The organism is Enterococcus sp. AZ015 (genome assembly GCF_050499225.1).
GTDB classification, from domain to species: domain Bacteria; phylum Bacillota; class Bacilli; order Lactobacillales; family Enterococcaceae; genus Enterococcus_D; species Enterococcus_D entomosocium.
This window is the reverse complement of the sequence record NZ_JBMHEX010000001.1, coordinates 2,412,342-2,435,956: the sequence shown is the minus strand read 5'-3', so window position 1 is coordinate 2,435,956 and position 23,615 is coordinate 2,412,342. Positions and strand designations below refer to the sequence as shown.

Sequence of the window (23,615 nt, the reverse complement as noted above, 5' to 3'; positions counted from 1 at the left end):
TTTTTTCATTTTAAGGAGGTGAGAAGCGTCTTGAAGATCAAAAAAATCTTAAACAACAATGCAGTTTTGGTCGGACAAGATGGCAAAGATTTTATCTGGATCGGTACCGGCCTTGGCTTCAAAATGAAACCAGGACAAACCGCCGATGAATCAAAAATTGAAAAAGTGTTTGTGCTTCAAAAGAAATCCTCTGATCGTTTGATGGAATTGCTAGAGAACATTCCAATCCAATATGCGTCTCTTGCGGATGATATTATCCGTTATGGAAAGCAAGTCATTTCCTACCAATTAAGTGATTCCATTTACATCTCTTTGACGGATCACATCTATAATTTGATTCGCTTGAAAGAAGAAGGGATCAGCATCAACAATCGCTTGACTTGGGAAATCAAGCGTTTCTATCCCAACGAGTATGCAGTAGGAGAGCATGCGGTTCGGTTGATCGAAAGCAAAACGCAATTCTCCCTAAATGAGGCAGAGATCAGTAATATCGCCATGCATTTTATTAATGCGCAAATCAATGACGATTCAGAGAAGATGGAAGATATCGAATTGCTGACACAAAAAATCAAAGACATTATTTCACTTATTCGTATTCACAATCGTGTGCACATTGATGAGAATAGTTTAGCTTTCGATCGCTTCGTCACCCATTTGAGATTCTTTTTTAAACGGATTGAAAACAAGGAAATCGTTGAAGGCGTGGGGAATCCCCTATTAGTTCATGTGATCGATAAATATCCTAAAGCCTATGAAACCACCCGTTTGATTGGCGAATATTTAAATAAAACATTATATGACGATGAACAATTGTACTTAACGCTTCATGTACAAAAATTGATCGATCAATAATTCAAGGTGTTACTGGTAAAGCAGGCAAGACTTGACAAGACTACAAGAAATGTAGTGTTGTTTGGTCTTGCCTTTTTCATTGGTTGATAGTAGAGAAAGGAATGAATGAGATGCAATACCAAGAATTGAATGAACAAATTTTAAAGAATATCGGCGGAAAAGAAAACATTGCTGGGTTGACGCATTGTATTACCCGTCTTCGGTTTAAACTTAAAGATGAATCAAAAGCCCAGACCCAAACGATCAAAAACTTGCCGGGGGTTGTCACCGTCGTCCAAAGTGGGGGACAATATCAAGTAGTTATCGGAAATCACGTAGCAGAAGTTTACAAAGAATTTACGGACATGATCGATATGAATACGGAAGAAACTTCTGGGCAAGAGGAAGAACCCAAAGGGATTCTAAATCGGTTTATCGATATTGTCGCTGGTATTTTTACACCGATCATCAATGTCTTGATGGCAGCAGGGATGATCAAAGGGTTACTTGCTTTATTGACAACATTTGAAGTGCTGGATAAAGCATCAGGGACGTATTTGATTTTAAATGCGACAGGGGATGGATTGTTTTATTTCTTCCCACTCTTTCTAGGGTACACTGCTTCGAAAAAATTTGGGGGTAAACCCTTTATCGGAATGGCGATCGGGGCAGCATTAGTTTATCCGACGATCGTAGCAGCAAATGGCGGAAGCGAAGCGATGTATACCTTATTTGCAGGTTCTGTCTTAGAATCTCCAATCTATATTACTTTTCTTGGAATCCCTGTTATATTGATGAGCTATACTTCAAGCGTGATTCCGATTATTGCAGCTACTTATTTGGCATCAAAACTAGAAGCTTTCTTTTCTTTATTGATTCCACGAGCAGTGCGGAGTTTCTTTGTTTCTTTTCTGACCTTGATCATCACAGTTCCCTTAGTCTTTCTAATCGTTGGACCGATTACTACTTGGGCAGGATTATTATTAGGGCAAGCATTGTCAGCTGCTTACGAATTTAGTCCGATTATCGCTGGTATTGTTATTGGGGGATTTTGGCAGGTCTTCATTATGTTTGGCCTGCATTGGGGTTTTGTGCCGATCGCTTTGAACAACTATGCCACACTAGGGTACGATGTCGTGATGATGGCTGGTCTGGCAACTCCCGTGGCGATGGCGGGAGTCACCCTCGCAATCTTTTTGAAAACTAGAAACAAAAAATTAAAAGAAATCGCCTTCCCTGCTTTTCTTTCGGCTATCTTTGGTATCACGGAGCCGGCACTGTATGGGGTAACCTTACCTAGGAAAAAAGCATTTTATACTACCTCCATCGCAGTCGCTGTTGCCGGAGGAATCATGGGATTGTTCAAAACGAGAGTCTACATCAACGGCGGGACAGGTATTTTCGCTTTACCACGATTTATTCACCCAGAAAATGGCATTGATAATAGCTTTATCGGGTTTGCCATAGCTAGTGCCGTTGCCTTTGCATTAGGATTTTTGATCACGTTCTTTTATGCCTATGATCCTAAAAGCGATGATGAACCAGCTAGTGAAGGCACCGAGGAAAAAAACGTGGAGCCATCGACACTGAATCATGAACTTGGACAAACTGTTCTCTATGATTTGGCAACACCGGTTAGAGGAACGATCATCCCACTAAAAGAAGTAAAAGACGAAGCGTTTTCCAGCGGATTGTTAGGGAAAGGATTAGCTGTCATTCCGTCAGAAGGAAAGGTCTACGCACCAGCAGATGGAATCGTTTCAACACTTTTTCCGACAAATCATGCAGTGGGAATCACGACCGCAGATGGCGTTGAAGTTCTGATTCATGTAGGGATGGATACAGTGAATTTGAAAGGACAGTATTTCCAGCCAGCAGTTGCCCAAGGAGACTCAGTAACGAAGGGACAATTACTTTTGAGTTTTGATAAAGACGCATTGGAAAAAGAAGGCTATTCCATCGTGACACCGATTATTATTTCAAACACGGCGGATTACCTAGATATTGTTGAAACAGACAAACAAGATGTTGAAAAACAAGATACCTTATTAACGGTCATCGGTTAGGAGGAAAGACAAGTTGAAAAAAAATATCTTTTTATTCGTAGCAGATCAGATGAGAAATGACGCACTCTCACATATGGGGAATCCCGCATCAATCACCCCTAACTTTGATGAACTGGCAGAAGAAGGGGTTTCATTTGAAAATGCCTACTGCCAAAACCCCGTCTGTGTGCCTTCTAGAAATAGTTTTCTGACGGGTTTTTATCCACATGTCAATGGGCATCGAACGATGCACTATTTGCAAAGAGAAGATGAACCCAATATTTTGAAAGAAATGAAGAATCAAGGCTATGAAGTCATCTGGATCGGCAGAAATGATGTGGTTCCGGGAGATAAACCAAAAACAGACTATTGTGATGAATATTATGACGGTGTGGTAGACGAAAACACTCGGGATGCACAAAACAGTGAAGTCAATCATTCCGCCGATATGAACGAAGCCAGTAAACAGCTATACGACCAGATGCTTTCAGGAGATACGTATTATTCATTTTATATGGGAAAATTACCAGATAGTGAGGGTTATGGCAAAACGGATTGGAATTGTGTGAAAAAGGCGTTGGACTATCTTGAACGTCGCAGTCAGGAAAAGACAGACAAACCATTTTTCGTTTATTGTACGATCTCATTCCCACATCCACCCTATGCTTGCGAAGATCCATGGTATTCGAGTATTGATCGTCAGAAACTGCCGAAACGCCGACCGAACATCAAAGATATTCCTAACAAAGCCTCAATGCTGTATGGCATCAATGAGAAACAGAATTTGAACGGTTGGACAGAAGAGCGCTTTGATGAATTACGCGCCACCTATTTAGCAATGGTTTCGCGCTTTGATCATCAACTGGGCATGATCAAAGAGAAGCTGCGTGAAACAGGCTTTTATGATGAGACAAACCTCATTGTTTTCAGTGATCATGGGGACTATACTGGTGACTACACGATCACTGAAAAAGTCCAAAACTGTTTTGAAGAGCCGATCACGAATGTCCCATTGGTCATCAAACCTGCTAAAACGATTGAAAGTGTGCCGCGAATCACCAAAGCACAAGCGGAACTGCTAGATTTACCAGCAACGATCGCCGAAATGGCTGAGTTTGATCTTTCCTATACACAATTTGGAAAATCCTTGGTTCCTGTGATCAAAGGAGCCGAAGAGCACAAAGATGCTGTTTTTTGCGAAGGCGGACGCACTCATGGGGAGACACAAGCGATGGAGCTGGGGCATGGACCGAAATCTCCGTATTGGCCGCGGCTTGCGACACAGTATAGCGAAGGTCCGGAACATACAAAAGCAGTTATGTGCAAGATGGGAAACTATAAATATGTGATGCGTCTTTATGAGCATGACGAACTATATGATTTGGAAAAAGACCCGATGGAAATCAAGAATTTGGCGCTAGAAAAAGCATACGCCGAAATTGTCGAGAAAATGAAACAACGCGTTACTCGTTTTTATATGGAAACGACTGATTTTGTTCCGATGAAACGCGACAAACGCTAAAAAAGTAAAAAAAGAATCGAGGCCTCCACATGAAACATATCTCCGTTTTGATCAAGCCAGCATCCTCTCTTTGCAATCTGCGCTGCACCTATTGCTTTTATGCCAACGTCAGTTCCTTGCGCGAAGTGCGTTCCTTTGGCAAAATGAAAGAGGATATAATGGAAAAGATGATTGCAAACATCTATGCAGACTTAGAAGCTGGCGATCATTTGACGTTGGCATTTCAAGGCGGAGAGCCGACGATGGCAGGGCTGAGTTATTTTAGAAAACTAACGGCTTATGTTGCGGCGCAAAAAAAGCGAGTGACAGTACACTATGCGATCCAGACCAACGGCATGGTGATCAATGATAAATGGTGTCGTTTTTTGAAAGAGTATCGCTTTTTAGTCGGGCTGTCGATCGATGGGCATCCGCTTGCGCACGATCGGCATCGATTAGACGCCAAAGGGCGGGGGACCTTTGCGCGGGTTTTGCAGACCAAGCGATTATTGGACGCCTATCAGATCGAGTACAATGTCTTGTGCGTGTTGACAAATCCATTAGCAAAGGAAGCCCAGCGTGTGTTTGATTTTCTCAAGGAAGAGCAGATTGCCTTTGCGCAGTTCATTCCTTGTTTGGCTGATTTGGATGCCACGTCAACGAACGACTATGCCTTGACACCAAGAAGCTTTGCGCACTTTTATCAGCAGCTGTTGGCGTTTTGGCTGCAGGAATTGACACAAGGGCGCTACCTAAGTATTAAGCTGTTCGATGATTTACTAAATCTATTGGTGCGGCAGCAAGTAACTGCCTGTGGGATTCTAGGCAACTGCCAAGTGCAGTATGTGATCGAAGCCGACGGCAGTGTCTATCCTTGTGACTTCTATGTATTAGATGAGTTTCGCATGGGCTATATCCAAGAGCAAACGTTGCGGGAATTGTTTTCTCAAGACTGTTCGCAGCAGTTTTTGTGCCAGAAAAAAGACATGCCTTCGAAGTGTACGCAATGTCCTTTCCAAAAAATGTGCCGAGGAGGCTGTAAACGAATGAAAGATGCAATGTACGTGGATAGTGAGGGGTTTTGCGGCTATCAGGAGCTGTTAAAAGACTTCACACCCAGAATCAATGAGATATTGGGGCTGTTGCAAGGGGTGAGACAATGATCGGACTGATTTATTTTCTCGTGATCGTCTTAGCAAATGCCGTAGGTGCAGTTTCCGGCATGGGGGGCGGCGTGCTGATCAAACCGATTTTCGATTTTATCGGCGCCCATTCTGTTGCTGCGATCTCTTTTTACTCGGCGACAGCTGTCTTCACGATGTCTATCGTTTCGACAGCTAGACAATTAGCCAGTGGACGGAAAATCAATTGGTCGATTGCCTTGTGGGTTTCTGGTGGTGCTGTGTTAGGCGGTGTTTTAGGCAATGTTGCCTTTGAACAGCTATTGCTGGTTTTTCGAGACGACAAGATGGTTCAGCTGATCCAAATCCTTGTGACCGTGCTGACACTATTGTTTGCTTTTTTGTATACAAAATATAACTGGCGCGGGTTTGCGTTGGAAAAAGTCGGCTGGTATGCAGCTTGCGGTTTGATTCTCGGTTTTCTAGCCAGTTTGCTGGGGATCGGCGGCGGACCCATCAATGTTTCTTTATTGATGTTGCTGTTTGCCATGCCGATCAAAGAGGCGACGATTTATTCAATTTGTACGATTTTTTTCTCGCAGCTGGCAAAAATTTTGACGATCGCTTTTTCGACAGGTTTTGGTGCGTATGATCTGCAAATTTTGTGGTTTGTTATTCCAGCCGCGATCGTGGGAGGACTATTAGGCGCCAAGGCCAGCAACGTCCTGTCACCGCAGCGAGTGACACTGGTATTCCAAACCGTGATCGTGCTGGTGTTACTGATCAATCTGTACAATGGCTATCAATTATTGTAAAAAGGAGGCAAACAGATGCCCACGATTCCAGCAGGAACTTTTCGAATTGGCACGAATACGATGGACGGCTTTGCCGAGGATCTTGAGGGACCGCAAATCAGCCTCGACAGCCCAGCATTTGCCGTTGATGCCACGACGGTGACGAACCAAGCTTTCCAAGTTTTTGTGGAAGCAACAGGATATGTCACAGAAGCCGAGCGCTTTGGCTGGTCGTTCGTTTTTCACTATTTTTTAAGTGAGCAAACGAAACACCGCAGTCAAAAGGTACCGAATATGGCTTGGTGGTACGCGGTTAGCGGCGCAGATTGGCGTCATCCTGAAGGACCTGATTCAACGATTGCCCAGCGGATGGATCACCCAGTGGTTCAGGTGTCTCGCAACGATGCGATCGCCTATTGCCAATGGGCAAAAAAACGCCTCCCGACAGAAGCAGAGTGGGAGATCGCTGCAAAAGGCGGGACAAGTTTTGAAAAATATCCTTGGGGAAGGGAATTTTTGGCAGAAAATACCTATCATTGCAATATTTGGCAAGGAGAGTTTCCAAAAAGCAACACGCGAGCAGATGGCTTTGCCAATACAGCGCCAGCGAAATGGTATGAGCCCAACGGCTTTGGTCTGTATCAAGTGATCGGCAACGTCTGGGAATGGTGCGTCAATCCTGCCCGCATCCCGTTGACGCAGTTTCAACAACAGACGGGACAAACCTTTTGGATAAGGAATCAAACACAAGATGATCAAATGTATGCGACTCGCGGCGGTTCATTTTTGTGCCATGAATCCTATTGCAAACGATACCGAATTGCCGCTAGAAATGGTAATTCTGGGATGTCGGCAGCCAATAATTTAGGGTTTCGGTGTGTCAAAGACTTGGATCAGTAAACCGATAAAAGCAAAAGTGGCACCTATTCACAGGGATAGGTGCCGCTTGTTTTATTGCCATTCGGATTGATAATTTCCTTTGAGATCATAGACATAATTGATCTCGGTTCGATTACGAATCCCATTTAAACCAACGGTCCAAGTCCATTCACCTTGGAAGCCGTTTAAAATGACGATGCTGACGCCAGGAACATAGTGATCTAGCTGAGCTGCTCGCGCCTCAGAATCCTTGATGATCTTGGGAATGACGCCCCAGTCGATGGCATCAAAGGCAATGGTATCTTCCATCGAAAGCTCGATCGTATCGTCGTCTTTTTTCCATTTGGTCAACAGATTTTCTGGGTAATACCAATACTCGTCTTGTAGGCCTGTGTTTGGATTGATCACTCGCGCAACTGCATAAATGCCGCTTTTTAGCGGGACATTGCGGATGTGAAAACTATAGCTGACCAGTTGCAGCTCTTTGTCCTTGAATGAAGATTGATTTGGCAGCGCCGCCATAATTTCTTTGGCACTGGTTTCTTCTCGAAAGAGTTGGCGGTCTACAGGTAAAAAGGTGGAAACTACGCCAATACAAAAGAGAATCGCTGGCAGCAAGAGCAATGAGAATAACCAGTAAAATGGCGACTTTTTGTGTTTTTTGAGGCCGATGATCAGACCGATCAAAAAGACCAGCAGGATCCCTGCTACCCAAAAGTAGGGGAACAAACGAATGATCTGATGCCTGGTTTCAACGACTTGGTATTCATTCAGACCAAACCAATTTTCCGCGATGGTGAGGTTATTTAAAACAATAATTCCGCCAATAATACCTAGAATAAATAAGAAAATCAATAGCAAAAGCATCCGACCGAGTATCCGACGTATCAGCGAGGGTCTAGTAGGTGGGGTCATGAGTCACGTCCTTTTTATATTTTCGAAAATAGTAGGTTAAATACAAGAGTAGTACAACTGGTGTTTTTTTTCAATGATTGTAGACAAAAAAACTACATCCACAGATGCGACCTCAAAAAGTTAGACCAAAAATCTAACTTTTTTGGGGTCAGCACACCGCAGATGCAGGCTTTATTTTCATTTAGTCGAGTGTTTGTTGGCGGGCGATAGCTGGAAAGAATTTTAGGCTATACAATGCGCTAATCCCAACTAGAATATAAATGACGCGGGCAATGATCGACGTGCTGCCGCCGGTGATCGCTGCGACAAGGTCAAACTCGAAGGCGCCGACCAGCAGCCAATTGATCCCACCGATGATCAATAGTGTCAGTGCGATCCCATCAAATGTTTTTAACATAGGAAACTCCTCTCTAGTTGTCGCCCCATCAACTTTCATCGTCGGTGATGGTGACATCTTTTTCTTTCTCGCCTTCTTGATTGCGATCATTATAGATATAGACATGGCGAACGATTTTAATCAGCGGGCGAATGGTCAAAAAGACACCGCCGATCAAATAGGCGATCGTTCCGTAAATCGCAGGTAAGCTAGTTAATGAAACGATACTCCCGAAAATATAAAACAAGCCCGTCAAAATATCATTCGTAAGTGAGATCAACATGTAGCGATTTTGTAAGTAGATGCGAAAGCGACTTGCCTTGATGATCACATCTTCTTCTTTTCCAGGATCGAATTGATGTTCACTCCGTTTGATTTTTGGCATAGGTGCCATCACTGCTCCTTTATTTGTGCTAAGGTTTCAAGACAACTTTGATGTTCTTGTCTTCTTTTTTGTCAAAAATCTCATACGCTTTGGCAGCATCTGCTAAAGGCATCGTGTGGGTGATGATCTGTGACGGGTCAAACAAACCGTCACAGATCATATCATAAATTTTTGGCATCAAATGGATCACAGGTGCTTGCCCGTGTTTGACATCAATGTTGCGCATAAAGAATTCTTGCAATGGATAAGAAGAAGCAGGTGTCATGTAAACGCCAGTGATTTGGACGGTACCAAATTTTTTGACTGCCTTGGCGGCCATCTGGATCGGTGAGATTGTTCCACTTTGCAAGCTGACTAGATTTTTGGCTTTTTCTTTGACGGGTTCTAAACCATCCATCCCAACACAGTCGATGATCACATCAGCGCCACCTTTGGTCAGCTCATACAATTCATCGGCACTAGTAGCCAGATCATCCAATTGGAATGTTTCGACTTGATTGTAGCTGCTGGCTTTTTCTAGACGATGAGCAACAGGGTCCACGGCAATCACCCGCTTAGCGCCTGCCATCACAGCAAATTTTTGCGCAAACAAGCCAACTGGTCCTGAGCCTAAGACGATCACGGTATCATCTTTTTTGACGCCGGCATTTTGGACGCTCCAATATGCTGTAGGTAAGATGTCAGATAAAAACAATACTTTTTCATCAGGGATCGTTGATTCAGGTACGATAAACGAGGTGAAATCTGCGAACGGTACGCGCAAGAATTCGGCTTGACCGCCCCAGTGGTTGCCGTTCATTTTTCCAAAACCGAATAAGCCGCCATACAATGTATCTTCTGAAGAATTGTTGCATTGACTTTCCATCTCATTTTGACAAAAGTGGCAGTGACCGCAACCGATATTGAAAGGGATGACGACGCGGTCGCCTTTTTTTAGTTTCTGTATTTGACTGCCGACTTCTTCGACAATACCCATTGGTTCGTGACCAACGACATAGCCTTCTTCCAAAACCGAGCCGCCATGGTGGTAAAGGTGGAGATCAGAGCCGCAGATTGCAGTTGCGGTGATTCGGATGATCGCATCCGTCGGTTCTAAAATCGTTGGATCTTCTACACGGCGAACGTCCATTTTTTGATTTCCTTGCCAGGTTACTGCTTGCATCATTTTTCCTCCTTGTTTGTTCAGATAAGTTCGGACAATCACTAATTTTTCCAACAACATGTTTTTACTTTTCAGTAACAGATAAGTTAATTCTGCAAGGATTTTAACGATTTGACAACGAAAACGCTCAAAACGGTTGATTAGGATTTTTCTTCATCAATGGTTTAAAAAAAGAAAAACAGATGATTTGCTAAAAAAGTGAAAGCGTGACACTATTAAAGTGAAGCATGCATGTGTTACGAGTATCTACTGGAACCTGCATCAACCAGTGACAAGAAATGAGGAGGGATGATCATGGATCTAACGATTCGAGGAAAAGCTTCCTGCACCAATTGCAATGAAAACTTTGATGGGAAGCTAGTCGTTCATTTACAAGAAGACAGCGAGGGGCAATTAACCATGGTACCACCGTTGGAAACGAATGAATTGGCAGAAGATGAAATCGCTATTCATTATACTTACGGGGAAGTGAAGGAAGCCATCGAAGGAACCTTCGTATGTCCAAACTGTCAGACAGAAAATGAGGTTCGGATTGAAATTCCGACCGAGCTATTAGATGGCTCAATGAATTGAATGAATAATTAAATTGAAAAAGCTCTCTGTTCCTTGAACAGGGAGCTTTCGTTATTTATTGGTCATTGGTTTATTTTGTTCCATCAATGATTTGGACATTGAAGTCTCGTAAGATGTCGAGTCCTTGCGACTCGTGATTTTTACCGGCGACTAATGTTTTATTGATGGTGAAATCAGCGTCAGGAAAGGCGCTTTGGATCTCGATCGTATTGGAAAGGACGCAGATGTTGGTTTCAACACCGGTGATTTCGATTTTCTTTTCTTCTTCAGGCTTAAATAGATTTTTCTTGATGTCGATCAAGACTTCAGGTGGAATACTGTAATAGTATTTCTTGACGACTTTTTCATTTTCGAGAGGCTTAAGTTCTGGGATAAGCTGCAGGGCAGCGGCTTCTTCATCAGGCGTTCCTTTGACTTCGATTGGGATGTCGCGGGTGTGTAAGATGTACTCCCCATTCGCCCGCGCTTGTTCTAGGCGCTTGGCGATTCGTTTGACGAGAGCGGCGCTATCTGGCACATACGCTTCGTTCTCTTCATCGAGAATTTGGTTTTGCATATCGACAATGACTAGCATGTGGTTACTCCCTTTCTATAAACATCGTTTTTCAAATGATCTAACGAGAGGTTGAAAAATAGGTGCTATTTCTATGATGCCCCACTTTTTTTAAATTTTCAAAGAAAACGCTCTTCTTATCGTGAAACGGTAAAAATGTTATTTTTTTATTCGAATAACGATGCTTTTTGTTTGCTGAAAAGAAGAAGTAGTGATAGCTTTTAAATAGTACATTAAAAATAAATGAAAGTAGGTTAGGTTAAATGAGAAAGTTATTTTATATGGGGACTTTGCTTTTTTCAGTTGGTGTACTGGCGGCAGGATGTGGCAATAGCGAAACCGCTGATTCCTCGGGGAATGAGTCAGCAGATGGCAAAACGACGTTGGATTTTTGGTCCTTCTGGGGGTCTGGTGCAAGACAAGAAGTAATTGAAGAAATTATTGATGATTTTAATGCGTCACAAGATAAAATCGAGGTCAAATACAGCTACCAGCCTTGGGGCGATATTTGGACAAAATCACTGTCGTCGATCACTGCTGGTAATCCGCCTGATGTTATTGTACAAGATATTAATTCTGTTGCTCAGCGGGCAGAAGCGCAGCAAGCAACAAATTTAAGCGAGTATATCGAAGAAGGCTTTTCTGATGAATTTTATCCGCAATTATGGGATACGGTGGAGTATGAAGGGGATGCGTATGCGGTTCCTTTCAATACAGACACGCAAGTGATTTTCTACAATAAGACACTCTTTAAAGAGGCTGGTATCAGTGAAGAGCAACTGCCACAAACGTGGGAGGAGTTAGAAACAGTTGCTCGTAAATTAGATGTCAAAAACGGTGATGACTTTGAGCGGATCGGCTTTTACCCATTGTGGAATTTAGGCGCTGACGTGTGGGCCTTGAATGCCGACGATGGCGTCAGCTGGTTTGACAAGGATGAGAACGTCAAAATCGATACAGACAACAAAGTGGAAGCGTTGGAATGGATCTTAGACTGGCAAGAGTATTATGGGCAAGATACCATCAATCGGTTAGAAGCTGAATTTGGTTCAGGTGTTGCCGATCCATTCATTTCTGGATTAGTGGCGATGCGTGCGCAAAACATCAACTACTACTCAAGTTTAGCGGAAAATGCACCGGATGACTTTGAATTTGGGGTCATTCAAATTCCTGAAAAAGAAAGTGGTTCTGGTCACTGGTCATGGGGTGGCGGGTTCGTCTTAGAAGTGCCATACGGAGCCAAAGATCCTGAAGCGTCCTATGAGTTTATCAAATACTTGTCGACACCAGAAGTTCAAGAGAAATTTGGTGAGAAAAGCTTTGATATCATGGCGAATCGAACAGCCAACGAAAACTTGGTCAACAACGACAATCTAGATGAAAACGGCCAAATGATCTACCAAATGGCAGATGAAAACTTTGCCAATACGGTGATCACACCTGTACCATTGACAGCTCCTGATTTCAGCAGTCTTGTCAATGAACAGATCGACCAAATCATGCTGGGCAGCAAAACACCGGCTGAAGGGTTGGCAGATGCGCAAAAAGCGGTCGAAGATCTCGTTGAGCAAAACAAATAAATTTCAAAACGAGCGTTTTTAAAAAAGAAGGAAAGTCCAGTCGGTTAGCGGACTGGGCTTTGCTTTCTGCTTTGCGAAGCGGACATGTTTTCTTGAACAAACAATGAGTAAAAATAGAATGGAGTGGAAGGAATGCCAAAGAAGCGTTCAAAAAGTAAACGGCAAGAAGCTCTTTGGGGCTACTTCTTCGTAGCACCATTTTTGCTTGGGTTCGTGATCTTTATGTTAGGGCCCATGCTGTTTTCCTTCGTAGGAAGCTTTACCGATTACAATCTGACTTCAAAAATGAATTTTATCGGCTTTAAGAACTTTACCCGCATGTTCACGCAAGATACCCTGTTTTGGAAATCTCTTTATAACACGGCGTATTTTGTACTCTTCAATGTTCCCTTAACCACGTTATTCAGTGTTTTTCTAGCCACTTTACTGAATCAAAAAATCCGCGGAATCAGTTTTTTCCGAACGACCTTTTACTTACCAGCGATCCTTTCAGGGGTTGCCGTCTACGTCTTATGGATGCAATTATTATCTCCTTCCGCAGGATTGATCAATACCTTCTTGAGCTGGTTCAATATCAAAGGTCCGGCATGGCTGTTTGATCCAGAATGGACGAAACCAGCGTTGATTTTGATGAAGATTTGGAGTTCAGGGGGCGCGATGCTCTTGTATCTAGCTACCTTGCAAAATATTTCGCCGACGCTGTACGAATCGGCTGAGATCGATGGAGCGGGGGTTTGGGCGAAATTCAAAAATATTACGATTCCTTTGATCACGCCGATCATCTTCTATGATGTGATTACTTCAACGATCGGTTCTTTTCAAATTTTCCAAGAAGCATACGTGATGACCAAAAATGGTACCGGCGGTCCGGCGAATTCGTTGCTCTTCTATAATTTGCATATGTGGAACAAAGCATTTGTTGCCTTTGATATGGGTTATGCGATGGCAATGTCGATGATCTTGTTCTTGATCGTCTTAGTCTTGACCTTTATCAATCTCAAGCTGGCACCACGCTGGGTTCACTATACCGGAGGTGGCAGCTAATGGAAATGACGACAAAAACGCGAAGCAAATCAAGCCAACAGCGAGTCAAGAAAATCATCAGCTATGTGGTGATGTCGATCATCGGGATCGTGCTGCTGATTCCGTTGCTGTGGATGGTCTTTACGTCATTGAAACCGATGGAGGAGATCGTGCGTTACCCGCCGACCTTTTTCCCAGAAGAAATCAATCTTGGCAATTATTTGGAGACCATCAACGCCTTTCCTTTTTGGCAGTATGCAAAAAATACGTTATTCATTACCGTCTTAGTGGTCTTCGGGAATGTCTTATCAAATTCCTTCATTGCTTATGGGTTTGCAAAATTGGCCTTTCCAGGAAAAAATTTGATCTTTGCCCTCGTCTTATCTACGATGATGATTCCTGGCTTTGTGACGATGATCCCGCAGTATGTCTTGTTTTCCAAAATCGGCTGGGTCGGCACCTATCTGCCGCTGATCGTTCCAGCGTTTTTCGGCAACGCCTTTAACATTTTCTTGATGCGGCAGTTTTACTTGTCCGTCAACAATGAATTGATCGAAGCCGCTAAGATCGATGGCGCCAATCATCTTTATATTTGGAGCCATCTAATGATCCCATTGACGAAACCCGCGCTGATCACGATTGCCATCAACTCCTTCAATGGGGCGTGGAATGATTTCTTAGGACCATTACTGTATATTCAAAATCAAGAAAAGTACACGCTGCAGATTGGCCTGCAAGTCTTCCAAAACCAATCAACGACCCAATGGAACTACTTGATGGCAGGAGCAACGCTTGTGCTATTGCCGACGATCTTGCTATTCTTCCTCGCACAACGCTACTTTATTGAGGGAATGGATCTGACGGGAGGTTCCAAAGGATGAGAACAAAAGTTACCCCGCAACGCTTGAACCAAGCGCTGTTGACTGGCATCAACTGGCTTCCGCATTTACTGGTTTTACAAGGCATGTGGCTGTTGTATTCCTTGCCTTTGATCACCAGTACCACCGCTAGTCGAGCATTGATCGAGACGTTGACGGAACTGCGGAACGATGGCTTGGAGGCAAGCAGCAAAGCTCGTTTTCAGCAGGCATTTCATCAACAGTGGACAACAAGAAAAGGGCAAGACCGTTTGCTCAGTCTATTCTTCCTGCTGCTTTTGGCGGACAGCTTTATCTTTAGCCGTTTGCAGCACCCGCTGTTTCAGATCGCTAGTTACGCGTTAGCGCTCACCTTTGGCTTGTTTTGCTTGGTCTTACTTTATCAAACGAGGCTGCTTCACACCTATCCGCAGCAGCCCATCTCATTGTTTTATAGTTTTTATCAGTTTGCGCGTTCACCAAAACGAGTACTGGCGCATCTTTTAGTAACAGTGACACTTGTCTTGACCTTTTTGCTGTTTGGTCCTGTCTACTTATTGGTCTTAGGAATCAGCACCTTGTATTTGGTCAATGTCGTGCTCTGTGACAAAGCGTTCAAATAGAAAACAAACGGGTATCCCGGAACTTCTTTAGTGAAAAGCTAGGGAGTTCCGTTTTTTTGTGAAAAGAAGGTTGACAGGGTCGAAAATTATGCCTATGCTGAAGGTAAATTTAGTAAACAGTAAACAGATGAGGTGCAGCTATGGCAAGTATGAGAGATATCGCGAAATTAGCCGGGGTGTCGGTAGCAAGTGTTTCTAGAATCCTTAACAATGATGAAACCTTCAGTATCAATGAACACACGCGTCAACGAGTCATTGAGATCGCCAACCAAATGAATTATTCAAAAGAAAAAAATCAACCCCATTCCCGTGAAGTCGGCGACCAAAACACGATTGCCATCATTACCCGCCACGATCGAGAGTCGGAAAGAAACGATCCGTATTTTATGATGATCCGCAATGGGATCGAAAAAGAAGCGGCGAAGTGGCGCTTAAAAACGATTCGGGCCTTTTCCATGCGGGAGCCTCAAAAAGATTTGGCACAATTGGCGAAGTATGGCGCAGTCATTATTATTGGAGAGATGACCAGCGATGCTTTGGCAGAGATCAGTCAGCAAAATGCCAATATTATCCTGGTGGATAATTATAGTGAAGCACCCAGCTACGATTGCATCCAAACCGATTTTGCCCAAAAGACTCACCAGATCCTCACGTTGTTAAAAGAGAAGGGCCATGAGAATATTGCCTTTGTGGGCGGTGTTGCCAGCCGAGTGACGATTTCTGGCGAAGTCGTTTACGATGAACAAGAGATTCGAGCAGAAAACTACCGCCAATGGATGCTGCTCAATAAATTGGAAAAGTTCACAACCGTGCTGCAGGGGAAATGGTCACCAGAGACTGGTTTGCATTTTGGTCAGCAGATCGCGCAAATGAATCCTCGCCCCACAGCGATCGTCGTTGCCAGCGATCCTATGGCTGTCGGGGTTTACAAGGCACTCACTGAAGCGGGGCTATCGATTCCTAAAGATGTGTCAGTCGTTAGTTTTGATGATATCGAAATGGCGCAATTTATGACGCCCGCACTGTCTTCCGTCAAGATGAAAGCTGAAGAGATGGGGCAGATGAGTGTCGAATTAGCGAAAAATAAAATCCTTGGGGTGCGGACGATGCCGGTTCGCGTCGTTTGTGGCAGTGAATTGATCATTAGAGAATCGATTGCCGAAAAAGATCAGTGACGTCTGATCTTTTTTTATTTTAGGGGTTGTGTAAACATTAACTAAACAACTATACTGATTGTAGTAAACGTTTACAGTTAAAAATAAAGGAGAAAACGAAATGAAGTTTATTGATAAATTAGCCGAAAAGATGGTGCCTTTTGCTCAGATCATTGCCAACAACAAATACTTGTTAAGTCTGCGTGATGGGTTTATGGTCGCTTTTCCTGCGACAATGTTTGCGTCAATTATGATTATTATTCAAAATCTGCCTGCTACTTTCGGACTCTCGGAAAAACTTCCAGAGGGATTCATCACGTTTCTAAACGACTTTTTTGGTCCTATCGGAAATGCAACCATGAGTATCACCGCTATTTTCGTTGTTTTTGGGATCGGCTATCAGTTGGCTGGCAAGTATGGACAAGCCAAATTATTTGCGGGTGCCATCTCACTGTCTTCGTTTTTGATGCTGCTGCCTTTTGGCTCATCCGAAGAGTTAGGTACAGTGATCCCCTTGTCGAAATTAGGGGCTGAGGGAATGTTTGTTGGAATCATCACGGCCATTATCGCTACGCAGATCTATTGCAAAATCAGTGCGGCTGGGCTGACGATCAAAATGCCAGATTCGGTTCCGCCAATGATCGCAGAATCATTTGTCGCCATCATTCCTGGTGCGGCACCGTTGTTCCTTTTCAATTTGATCCGCTACTTGTTCACCTTTACTTCATGGGGCAATGCCGTTGATTTCGTTTATGAGATTTTGCAAAAACCATTGATGGGCTTAGGCGGTACGTTGCCAGCAGTACTGATCGCCGTCTTGTTCACCCAATTCTTCTGGTGGTTTGGGATTCACGGGACACTAGTGGTCAATGCGGTGATCGATCCAATCATGAATGCGTTAGCGATTGAAAACTATGAAGCTTACAAAGCGGGAGCTGAGCAATTGCCCCATATCATTAACACTACTTTTATGGGCGTGTTCGTCAATCAAGGAATGCAGCTGGGGATCTCGATTACAATGGCCTTCTTTATCGCTCGTTCGATTCGGATGAAAAAATTAATGAAGACGGTGATCGCTCCATCTGTTTTCAACGTATCTGAACCGATGACCTTTGGTTTACCGATCGTCTTGAACCCGATCGCTTTTGTCCCATGGATCTTAGCGCCATTAGCCAGTACGACGATCTCTTACTTTGCGATCGCCGCAGGCTTGGTGCCACGACCAATTGGAGCAACGGTGGTTTGGACGACCCCTGTTTTCTTATCTGGTTGGTTAGGCACGGGTTCTGTTGCCGGCGCAATCTTACAGTTAGTGACGGTTGCCGTAATGACCTTGATTTGGGTGCCATTCTTGATCGTAATGGATCGCGGGTACTTGAAAGAAGAAAAAGCAGAAGCGGCATTAAATGAACAAGCGGCATCTGAGACGATCAATCAAAGGGTAGAAGAAAGATAAGCCCAGAAACGTAAAGGAATGCAATACGCGCATCCTTTAGAAAGGAATTTGTGATGAGAACCGATACATTGTCTTGCAGTTATCAAATGAATACCACACCTACGGACTTTTCCCGTGTGTTATTGGCGGAACAAGAGAAATTCTTTCTAGCCAAACAAGCCCAAGAACCGTTCGGGGAAGGTTGCCGTATTGAAACGATGATTCAAACCAAAACCGCTCCGCGGTTGGTACCTGCCGTTATGACGGTCAAAAAAATTGCCGCGGATGAGCTGTGGCTTCGTACGACCCATGAAGAAGGAGCGATCGATCAACGGTACAGTTTTGCTCCAGGACGAAAAGGGAAGCTGCAAGTCACGTATTCGGAACAAAGCCGTTTTGAGCAGCAGAAAACAACCTACAGTTTTATGCTGGCGGCGCTGTTTTACAAATTCTTTTTCAATCGTGGCGTCAAAAAACGCTTGCGTTATCTTGAAGCAGCTTGTCAACGAGCAGGGACAAATGAAAAAAATGGGGAAAATTGAGGATAGCAATGATAGAAATAAAGAACGAACAACTCTTTCACTTATACAATGAAAAAATCAGTTATATCATAAATGTGTTACCAAATCAGCAACTGGGTCATGTCTATTTTGGGCCATCTCTAGGCACACTGGCGCCGTTTGATCAAGCGTACCTTGAGAAAAAAGAGAATAAATCGGCAGGAACCGTCAAATTTTTTGAAGCAGACAATCTTTTTACCTTGGCAGACCGTTTTCAAGAATTGCCAACGTATGGGACTTCTGATTTTCGAGAAGGGGTAGTGTCGGTTTTTGAGGAAGAAACCCCACTTTATGTTGATTTTAAACTTGTGGCTTTTCACTGTTTTGAGGGCAAAGAACGAAAGCTGGCGCAACCAGCCAGCTTCGCGGCTGCCGATGAAAGCCAAAGCATCGTCTTTGAATTAGTAGATCAAGAGCGACAGCTGGAAATGGCGATCACCTATACGATCTTCAAAGGATCAGGAACCATCACGAGGCAGCAGACACTGACCAATACGGGAAGCAAGCCTAGAACCATCCAGCGCTTTTTGAGTGGTGTCTTGGAGCTGAAAAATCGCGATTTTGAACTGCTGCATCTTTCAGGCGCATGGCTGAAAGAACGGCATATCAAGACGGTCCCTTTGACCCAAGGGACGATCAGTGTCGGCTCGTTAAAAGGAGCGTCTGGTCATCAGCACAATCCTTTTGTCGCCTTAAAAGAACAGCAAGCCACCAATGATACTGGTCACGTCTATGGTGCCAACCTGATTTATTCGGGCAACTTTTTGGCACAAGCGGAAATGGATGAATGGGACAACGTTCGATTGATGTTGGGGATACATCCTGAGCATTTCAGCTGGCAGCTTTCACAAGGAGAAACCTTTGAAGCCCCAGAATGCATCTTCACCTTCACCGTTGCTGGCCTGAATGGTTTGAGTCAAGAATCCGCCCAATTTATCGAAAAGCATGTGATTGCCCCTTATTGGCAAAAGCGGCAGCGGCCGATCGTCTTTAATAACTGGGAAGCGACTTATTTTGATTTTAATGAAGAGAAGCTGTTGACCTTAGCCCAAGAAAGCAAGGCGTTAGGGATGGAGTGCTTTGTGCTGGATGATGGTTGGTTTGGAAAACGTAACAACGACCGCAGTTCATTAGGCGATTGGGTGGCGGACCCTGCCAAATTTCCAAAAGGAATCGGTTCTTTTGCTGAGAAAATTCATGCCATGCAGCTGCAGCTGGGGATTTGGTTTGAACCGGAAATGGTTTCGCCAGATAGTCAGTTGTACCAAGAGCATCCTGAGTGGGTAGTCAGGCATCCTTATGAGCGGATCTCTGTGGGGCGCGGGCAATACGTGTTGGATTTTGCCAATCCAGCAGTGGTCGAGGCAATTTTCGAAGCGATGCAAAAAGTGATCCTTGAAACCAAGCTGGATTACATCAAATGGGATATGAACCGCAATATCACGGAAGCTTACTCTCCTTACTTAGCGGAACAGGGAATTTCTCAGACGGAGTTTTATCATCGTTATATTTTAGGCCTTTATCGCTTATATGAAAAAATCTTAGCGGCGTTTCCGACCCTTTTGATCGAAGGCTGTGCTGGCGGCGGGGGCAGATACGATTTGGGGATCTTGTTTTACAGTCCGCAGATTTGGCCTAGTGATGATAGTGATGCAGTGGAACGTTTAGCCATCCAAAGCGGAACGTTGTTAGGGTATCCGTTGTCCTCCTTCAGCAATCACGTGTCGGCGGCACCAAACCACCAAGTCGGCAGGACAACTTCTTTAGCCTTTCGGCAAACCGTCGCAATGTTTGGGCCATTGGGGTATGAACTCGATCTCTTTCACTTGTCTGACGCTGAAAAGCAGGCAATCAAATCCCAAATCGTTTTTTATAAAAAGCAGCGGCAATTGCTGACCTTTGGCACTTTTTACCAGCTGCAGCAGTTGGACCATGGCAATGAAAAAACTTGGGCGGTGTATGATCCGCAAAACGAAGAAGCATTGGTTGCTTTCTTTCGCGTGTTGGCACAAGCCAATCCGACGGCGGAAGACTTTTTGCCCGCAGCCTTTCTCGATGGCCAACAGGTGTACCAGGTCAATGGCGAACCCGTCTCTGGTCAGCTGTTAAGACAATTAGGGTTGCGTAAACCCTATCAGTTTAATGCCGTCAACCATGGAACGGCGCAAGTCACTGGCGATTTTCAATCATTTGTCTACCATTTACAAGCCAAAAAAGGAGCAGAATGATGAGCAATCAATTGTTTGATCAGCAGTTTATGCATGGCGGGGATTACAACCCCGATCAATGGCTGGCTTATCCAGAAATCTTGCAAAAGGATCTTGCTTATATGCAGCAAGCCCATGTCAACACCGTCACATTAGGGGTGTTTGCTTGGAGTGCCTTAGAGCCGCAAGAAGGCGTTTATCAGTTTGACTGGTTGGATCGTGTGTTTGATCAGATCCATGGCATCGGCGGCAAAGTCATTTTGGCCACTCCTAGCGGTGGGCGTCCGCAATGGCTGAGCCAAAAGTATCCCGAAGTCAATCGGACCAACGCCCAAGGGCAAAAACATACCCATGGGTTTCGCCACAATCACTGTTACTCTTCACCGATCTATCGGGAAAAGGTGACGCAAATCAATCAGCAGTTGGCAAAACGTTACGGCAAGCATCCGGCATTAGCCATGTGGCATATCTCCAATGAGTACTCTGGTGAATGCTTTTGTTCCTATTGTCAAGAAAACTGGCGCAGCTGGCTGCAAAAGAAATATGGTGATTTAGCCACGTTGAATCATGCCTGGTGGACTTCTTTTTGGAGTGGTACGTACTCCGATTGGTCGCAGGTTTTACCGCCTTCGCCTCTAGGAGAACACAAAGTGCATGGCATGGATCTTGATTGGAAACGATTTGTCACAGATAGGACGATCGATTTTTATTTGCATGAATGTACGCCGATTCGCCAACTGACACCGGACATTCCTGTGACGACGAATTTTATGGCGGAAGGACATGCTACCCAAGATTTTATTCCTTTAGAAGGCATTGATTACAGCAAGTTCGCTCGTCATGTGGACATCGTTAGTTGGGATAGTTACCCTGATTGGAACAACAACTTTGAATCCTTGGCAGCGACAGCGATGAAATCTGCCTATGTGCATGACCAGTACTGGTCTTTGAAGAAACAGCCCTTTTTAGTGATGGAATGCACGCCGAGTTTTGTTAACTGGCATTCCTTCAATAAAGCGAAAAAGCCTGGTGTCCATCAGTTGAGTGCCATGCAGCAGATCGCCCATGGCTCAGATAGTACCTTGTATTTTCAATGGCGCCAATCCCGCGGCAATTCAGAAAAATTCCATGGGGCAGTCGTGGGACATGATGATTCTACGGAGAATCGGGTCTTCAAAGAAGTTGCCGCTTACGGCAAGCGCTTGGAAAAAATCAAAGAGATTCAAGGAACCACCAGAAAAAAAGCAGTGGCGATCCTTTTTGACTGGGAAAGCAACTGGGCATTGAAGCGAGGCGGCGGGTTTGGTCGACCAACCAGACGGTATCCGCAAACGTTGCAGGAGCATTATCGTTATTTCTGGGAACAAGACATCGCGGTCGATATTTTGACGCCAGAGCAAGATTTTTCTGACTATCGGTTGGTGATCGCTCCGATGCTTTACTTGATGTCATCGGAGACGATGGCAAAACTTTGCCAGTACACGGAAGCTGGTGGTACCTTGATTTCCAGTTACTTTAGCGGCATGGTCAATGAAACCGACCTGTTGTATATGGGGGGCTTGCCACAGCCGTTGCGAGGGTTATTAGGCATCAACGTGCTGGAGCTGGAAACTCTTTTTGACACTGAACACAATCAAGTGGTTTTTCAAGGACAGCCCTTTGAAACACGGGACTATTCTGCAATCATCGAAGCCGAAACAGCGGAGGTACTAGGGGTGTATCAAGCGGATTTTTACCAAGGAACACCTGCGATCACCAAACATACCTTTGGTGCAGGCACCGCCTACTATCTGGCGGCTCGCACCAACTATGACTTTTTCGAACAGTTTTATGCCTCTTTGGTCCGTGAGCTGTCCTTGGCAGAGGAAAGGATCGCGCATGCCAATCCTGCAGTCTCGATCCAAGGCAGGATCAGTCCAGAACGAACGTACTTTTTCATCATGAATTTTTCTGAGAAAGAGCAGACACTACACTTGATCAAAGAAGTCGTTGATTTAGAGACCAATCAAGCAGTTCCTCCAACAGCAACCTTGGCGCCGTATGAAGTGCGAGTGGTTTATTTTAACAATTAACTGACCATTGGAAAAAACGTCCCTTTCGACAAATACAGAAAGGGACGTTTTTTTGGTGAATGGTTTATAAGAAATCATTCGGGATCAGATGCTTGGTGCTTTTTCATCCATTGAGGCAATGCGGCACTGATTTGTGTCGGCAACACGACATAGTGCTCTTTTGCCAAGTCTTCGCCAATCAGGCTATGGAGATAGACAGCCGCTTGGATCGTTTCCTCTGTTTTTTCAAACTGTGCCAAAAAGCTGGTGATCATGCCTGCCAGCGTATCCCCCATGCCGCCGGTCGCCATTGCGGGTGTTCCTAGGGGATTTTGGGCGATGCTGCTACCGTAAATTTGCGTGCGATGGCTTTTTAAGACCACCAGACTTCCGAGTTTTTGTTGGGCTTGCTGATTGTTTTCTTCGGTCTGGTCGGCAATTGCCAGTCCGCTGAGCCGTTGCCATTCCATCTGATGCGGCGTGAAGACGACTTGTTCAGGAAAGGGGATGATCAGCGGATATTTGGCAGCCAAATTGATCGCCGAACCATCGATCACCAACCATTGGTGTTCTTTTTGGGCAGAAACGATCCGCTGCAGCAGATCAAAATTGCTTTTTCCTTCTCCTAATCCGGGACCAATCAGTAGGACGTCCGCCGATTCGGTGACCGTATCGATCAGTTCTGTTTGCTGCCAATCGACAAACATCGCTTCAGGCAAGCGGGCGTGCAGGGCGGTTCGGTTGACGCCATCGGAGATCACAGTGGTCAAACCAGTTCCCCCATATACACAGGCTTGCGCCGCCATTAAGATCGCCCCACCGAATTGGCGGTTGCCCCCTACTAAAACGGCCCGGCCAAAGGTACCTTTGTGGCTTTTTGTCGGGCGCTGTTGGATCACTTTGGATAAAATCGCAGAATCAAGTTGCTCCATGCAATGACTCCTTTCGTTAATCAAAATCGAGTTATATTTATTATACCTGTTTCCTAGA

General features: G+C 44.6%; 22 protein-coding genes. 16 read left to right on the top strand and 6 right to left on the bottom strand.

The window, feature by feature from the left end; all coding sequences use genetic code 11:
* Window positions 1-30: 30 nt before the first annotated feature.
* The 6 genes from IGK85_RS11280 to IGK85_RS11255 all read left to right on the top strand — a co-directional run bounded on the left by IGK85_RS11280 (window position 31) and on the right by IGK85_RS11255 (window position 7,192).
* A complete protein-coding gene (locus IGK85_RS11280) occupies window positions 31-852 on the top strand; it encodes a PRD domain-containing protein (protein ID WP_008379036.1) in 822 nt (273 codons plus the stop codon).
* A 110-nt stretch (window positions 853-962) separates the two neighbouring features.
* Window positions 963-2,897: a beta-glucoside-specific PTS transporter subunit IIABC gene (locus tag IGK85_RS11275; protein ID WP_008379034.1), complete on the top strand. Its 1,935-nt coding sequence runs from the start codon at window positions 963-965 to the stop codon at window positions 2,895-2,897.
* Between the two features lie 13 nt (window positions 2,898-2,910).
* Window positions 2,911-4,398: a sulfatase-like hydrolase/transferase gene (locus tag IGK85_RS11270; RefSeq protein ID WP_008379032.1), complete on the top strand. Its 1,488-nt coding sequence runs from the start codon at window positions 2,911-2,913 to the stop codon at window positions 4,396-4,398.
* Window positions 4,399-4,427: 29 nt separating this feature from the next.
* Window positions 4,428-5,540, top strand: a complete 1,113-nt coding sequence (locus IGK85_RS11265; protein WP_008379030.1) for a radical SAM/SPASM domain-containing protein — start codon at window positions 4,428-4,430, stop codon at window positions 5,538-5,540.
* The gene (locus tag IGK85_RS11260; RefSeq protein WP_008379028.1) at window positions 5,537-6,313 is read left to right on the top strand and encodes a sulfite exporter TauE/SafE family protein; all 777 of its coding nucleotides are present in this window, start codon (window positions 5,537-5,539) and stop codon (window positions 6,311-6,313) included. Before IGK85_RS11265 ends, IGK85_RS11260 begins: the two co-directional genes overlap by 4 nt.
* Before the next feature lie 15 nt (window positions 6,314-6,328).
* Window positions 6,329-7,192: a formylglycine-generating enzyme family protein gene (locus IGK85_RS11255; RefSeq protein ID WP_008379026.1), complete on the top strand. Its 864-nt coding sequence runs from the start codon at window positions 6,329-6,331 to the stop codon at window positions 7,190-7,192.
* Between the two features lie 51 nt (window positions 7,193-7,243).
* On the opposite strand, the gene IGK85_RS11250 is transcribed toward IGK85_RS11255, so the two are convergent.
* The 4 genes from IGK85_RS11250 to IGK85_RS11235 all read right to left on the bottom strand — a co-directional run bounded on the left by IGK85_RS11250 (window position 7,244) and on the right by IGK85_RS11235 (window position 10,009).
* Entirely contained in the window at window positions 7,244-8,086 is an 843-nt protein-coding gene (locus IGK85_RS11250) for a hypothetical protein (RefSeq protein ID WP_008379024.1), read from the bottom strand.
* 181 nt (window positions 8,087-8,267) lie between these two features.
* Window positions 8,268-8,483 carry a DUF378 domain-containing protein gene (locus IGK85_RS11245; protein ID WP_008379021.1) on the bottom strand — a complete coding sequence of 72 codons (216 nt, stop codon included), beginning with the start codon at window positions 8,481-8,483 and terminating at the stop codon, window positions 8,268-8,270.
* A gap of 28 nt (window positions 8,484-8,511) precedes the next feature.
* Entirely contained in the window at window positions 8,512-8,856 is a 345-nt protein-coding gene (locus IGK85_RS11240) for a YrhK family protein (protein ID WP_429972246.1), read from the bottom strand.
* A gap of 19 nt (window positions 8,857-8,875) precedes the next feature.
* The gene (locus IGK85_RS11235; protein ID WP_008379016.1) at window positions 8,876-10,009 is read right to left on the bottom strand and encodes an alcohol dehydrogenase catalytic domain-containing protein; all 1,134 of its coding nucleotides are present in this window, start codon (window positions 10,007-10,009) and stop codon (window positions 8,876-8,878) included.
* Window positions 10,010-10,297: 288 nt separating this feature from the next.
* On the opposite strand from IGK85_RS11235, the gene IGK85_RS11230 reads away from it, so the two are divergent.
* Window positions 10,298-10,582, top strand: coding sequence for a hypothetical protein (locus IGK85_RS11230; protein ID WP_005234711.1), 285 nt, complete (start codon window positions 10,298-10,300; stop codon window positions 10,580-10,582).
* Between the two features lie 70 nt (window positions 10,583-10,652).
* Here the strand turns inward: IGK85_RS11230 and IGK85_RS11225 are convergent, their stop codons facing one another.
* Window positions 10,653-11,156, bottom strand: coding sequence for an isochorismatase family cysteine hydrolase (locus tag IGK85_RS11225; protein WP_008379012.1), 504 nt, complete (start codon window positions 11,154-11,156; stop codon window positions 10,653-10,655).
* Window positions 11,157-11,398: 242 nt separating this feature from the next.
* Here IGK85_RS11225 and IGK85_RS11220 point away from each other — a divergent pair, with 242 nt between their 5' ends.
* From IGK85_RS11220 to IGK85_RS11180, 9 genes are all read left to right on the top strand, one after another.
* A complete protein-coding gene (locus IGK85_RS11220; RefSeq protein ID WP_008379010.1) occupies window positions 11,399-12,715 on the top strand; it encodes an ABC transporter substrate-binding protein in 1,317 nt (438 codons plus the stop codon).
* Window positions 12,716-12,847: 132 nt separating this feature from the next.
* Entirely contained in the window at window positions 12,848-13,759 is a 912-nt protein-coding gene (locus IGK85_RS11215) for a carbohydrate ABC transporter permease (RefSeq protein ID WP_008379008.1), read from the top strand.
* A complete protein-coding gene (locus tag IGK85_RS11210) occupies window positions 13,759-14,619 on the top strand; it encodes a carbohydrate ABC transporter permease (RefSeq protein ID WP_005225484.1) in 861 nt (286 codons plus the stop codon). The genes IGK85_RS11215 and IGK85_RS11210 overlap by 1 nt, the downstream gene beginning before the upstream one ends.
* A complete protein-coding gene (locus IGK85_RS11205) occupies window positions 14,616-15,218 on the top strand; it encodes a hypothetical protein (protein WP_008379005.1) in 603 nt (200 codons plus the stop codon). Before IGK85_RS11210 ends, IGK85_RS11205 begins: the two co-directional genes overlap by 4 nt.
* Window positions 15,219-15,358: 140 nt before the next feature.
* Window positions 15,359-16,393, top strand: coding sequence for a LacI family DNA-binding transcriptional regulator (locus IGK85_RS11200; protein ID WP_008379003.1), 1,035 nt, complete (start codon window positions 15,359-15,361; stop codon window positions 16,391-16,393).
* A gap of 100 nt (window positions 16,394-16,493) precedes the next feature.
* A complete protein-coding gene (locus tag IGK85_RS11195; protein ID WP_008379001.1) occupies window positions 16,494-17,828 on the top strand; it encodes a PTS sugar transporter subunit IIC in 1,335 nt (444 codons plus the stop codon).
* Between the two features lie 53 nt (window positions 17,829-17,881).
* Complete coding sequence (locus tag IGK85_RS11190) at window positions 17,882-18,349, top strand: hypothetical protein (RefSeq protein ID WP_034878452.1); 468 nt, start codon at window positions 17,882-17,884, stop codon at window positions 18,347-18,349.
* An 8-nt stretch (window positions 18,350-18,357) separates the two neighbouring features.
* Window positions 18,358-20,595 (top strand): alpha-galactosidase, encoded by a 2,238-nt coding sequence (locus IGK85_RS11185; protein WP_008378996.1) that lies wholly within the window; start codon window positions 18,358-18,360, stop codon window positions 20,593-20,595.
* A complete protein-coding gene (locus IGK85_RS11180) occupies window positions 20,592-22,646 on the top strand; it encodes a beta-galactosidase (RefSeq protein WP_081487916.1) in 2,055 nt (684 codons plus the stop codon). Before IGK85_RS11185 ends, IGK85_RS11180 begins: the two co-directional genes overlap by 4 nt.
* Before the next feature lie 74 nt (window positions 22,647-22,720).
* Here the strand turns inward: IGK85_RS11180 and IGK85_RS11175 are convergent, their stop codons facing one another.
* Window positions 22,721-23,557: an NAD(P)H-hydrate dehydratase gene (locus IGK85_RS11175; RefSeq protein WP_008378992.1), complete on the bottom strand. Its 837-nt coding sequence runs from the start codon at window positions 23,555-23,557 to the stop codon at window positions 22,721-22,723.
* Between the last annotated feature and the right edge of the window lie 58 nt (window positions 23,558-23,615).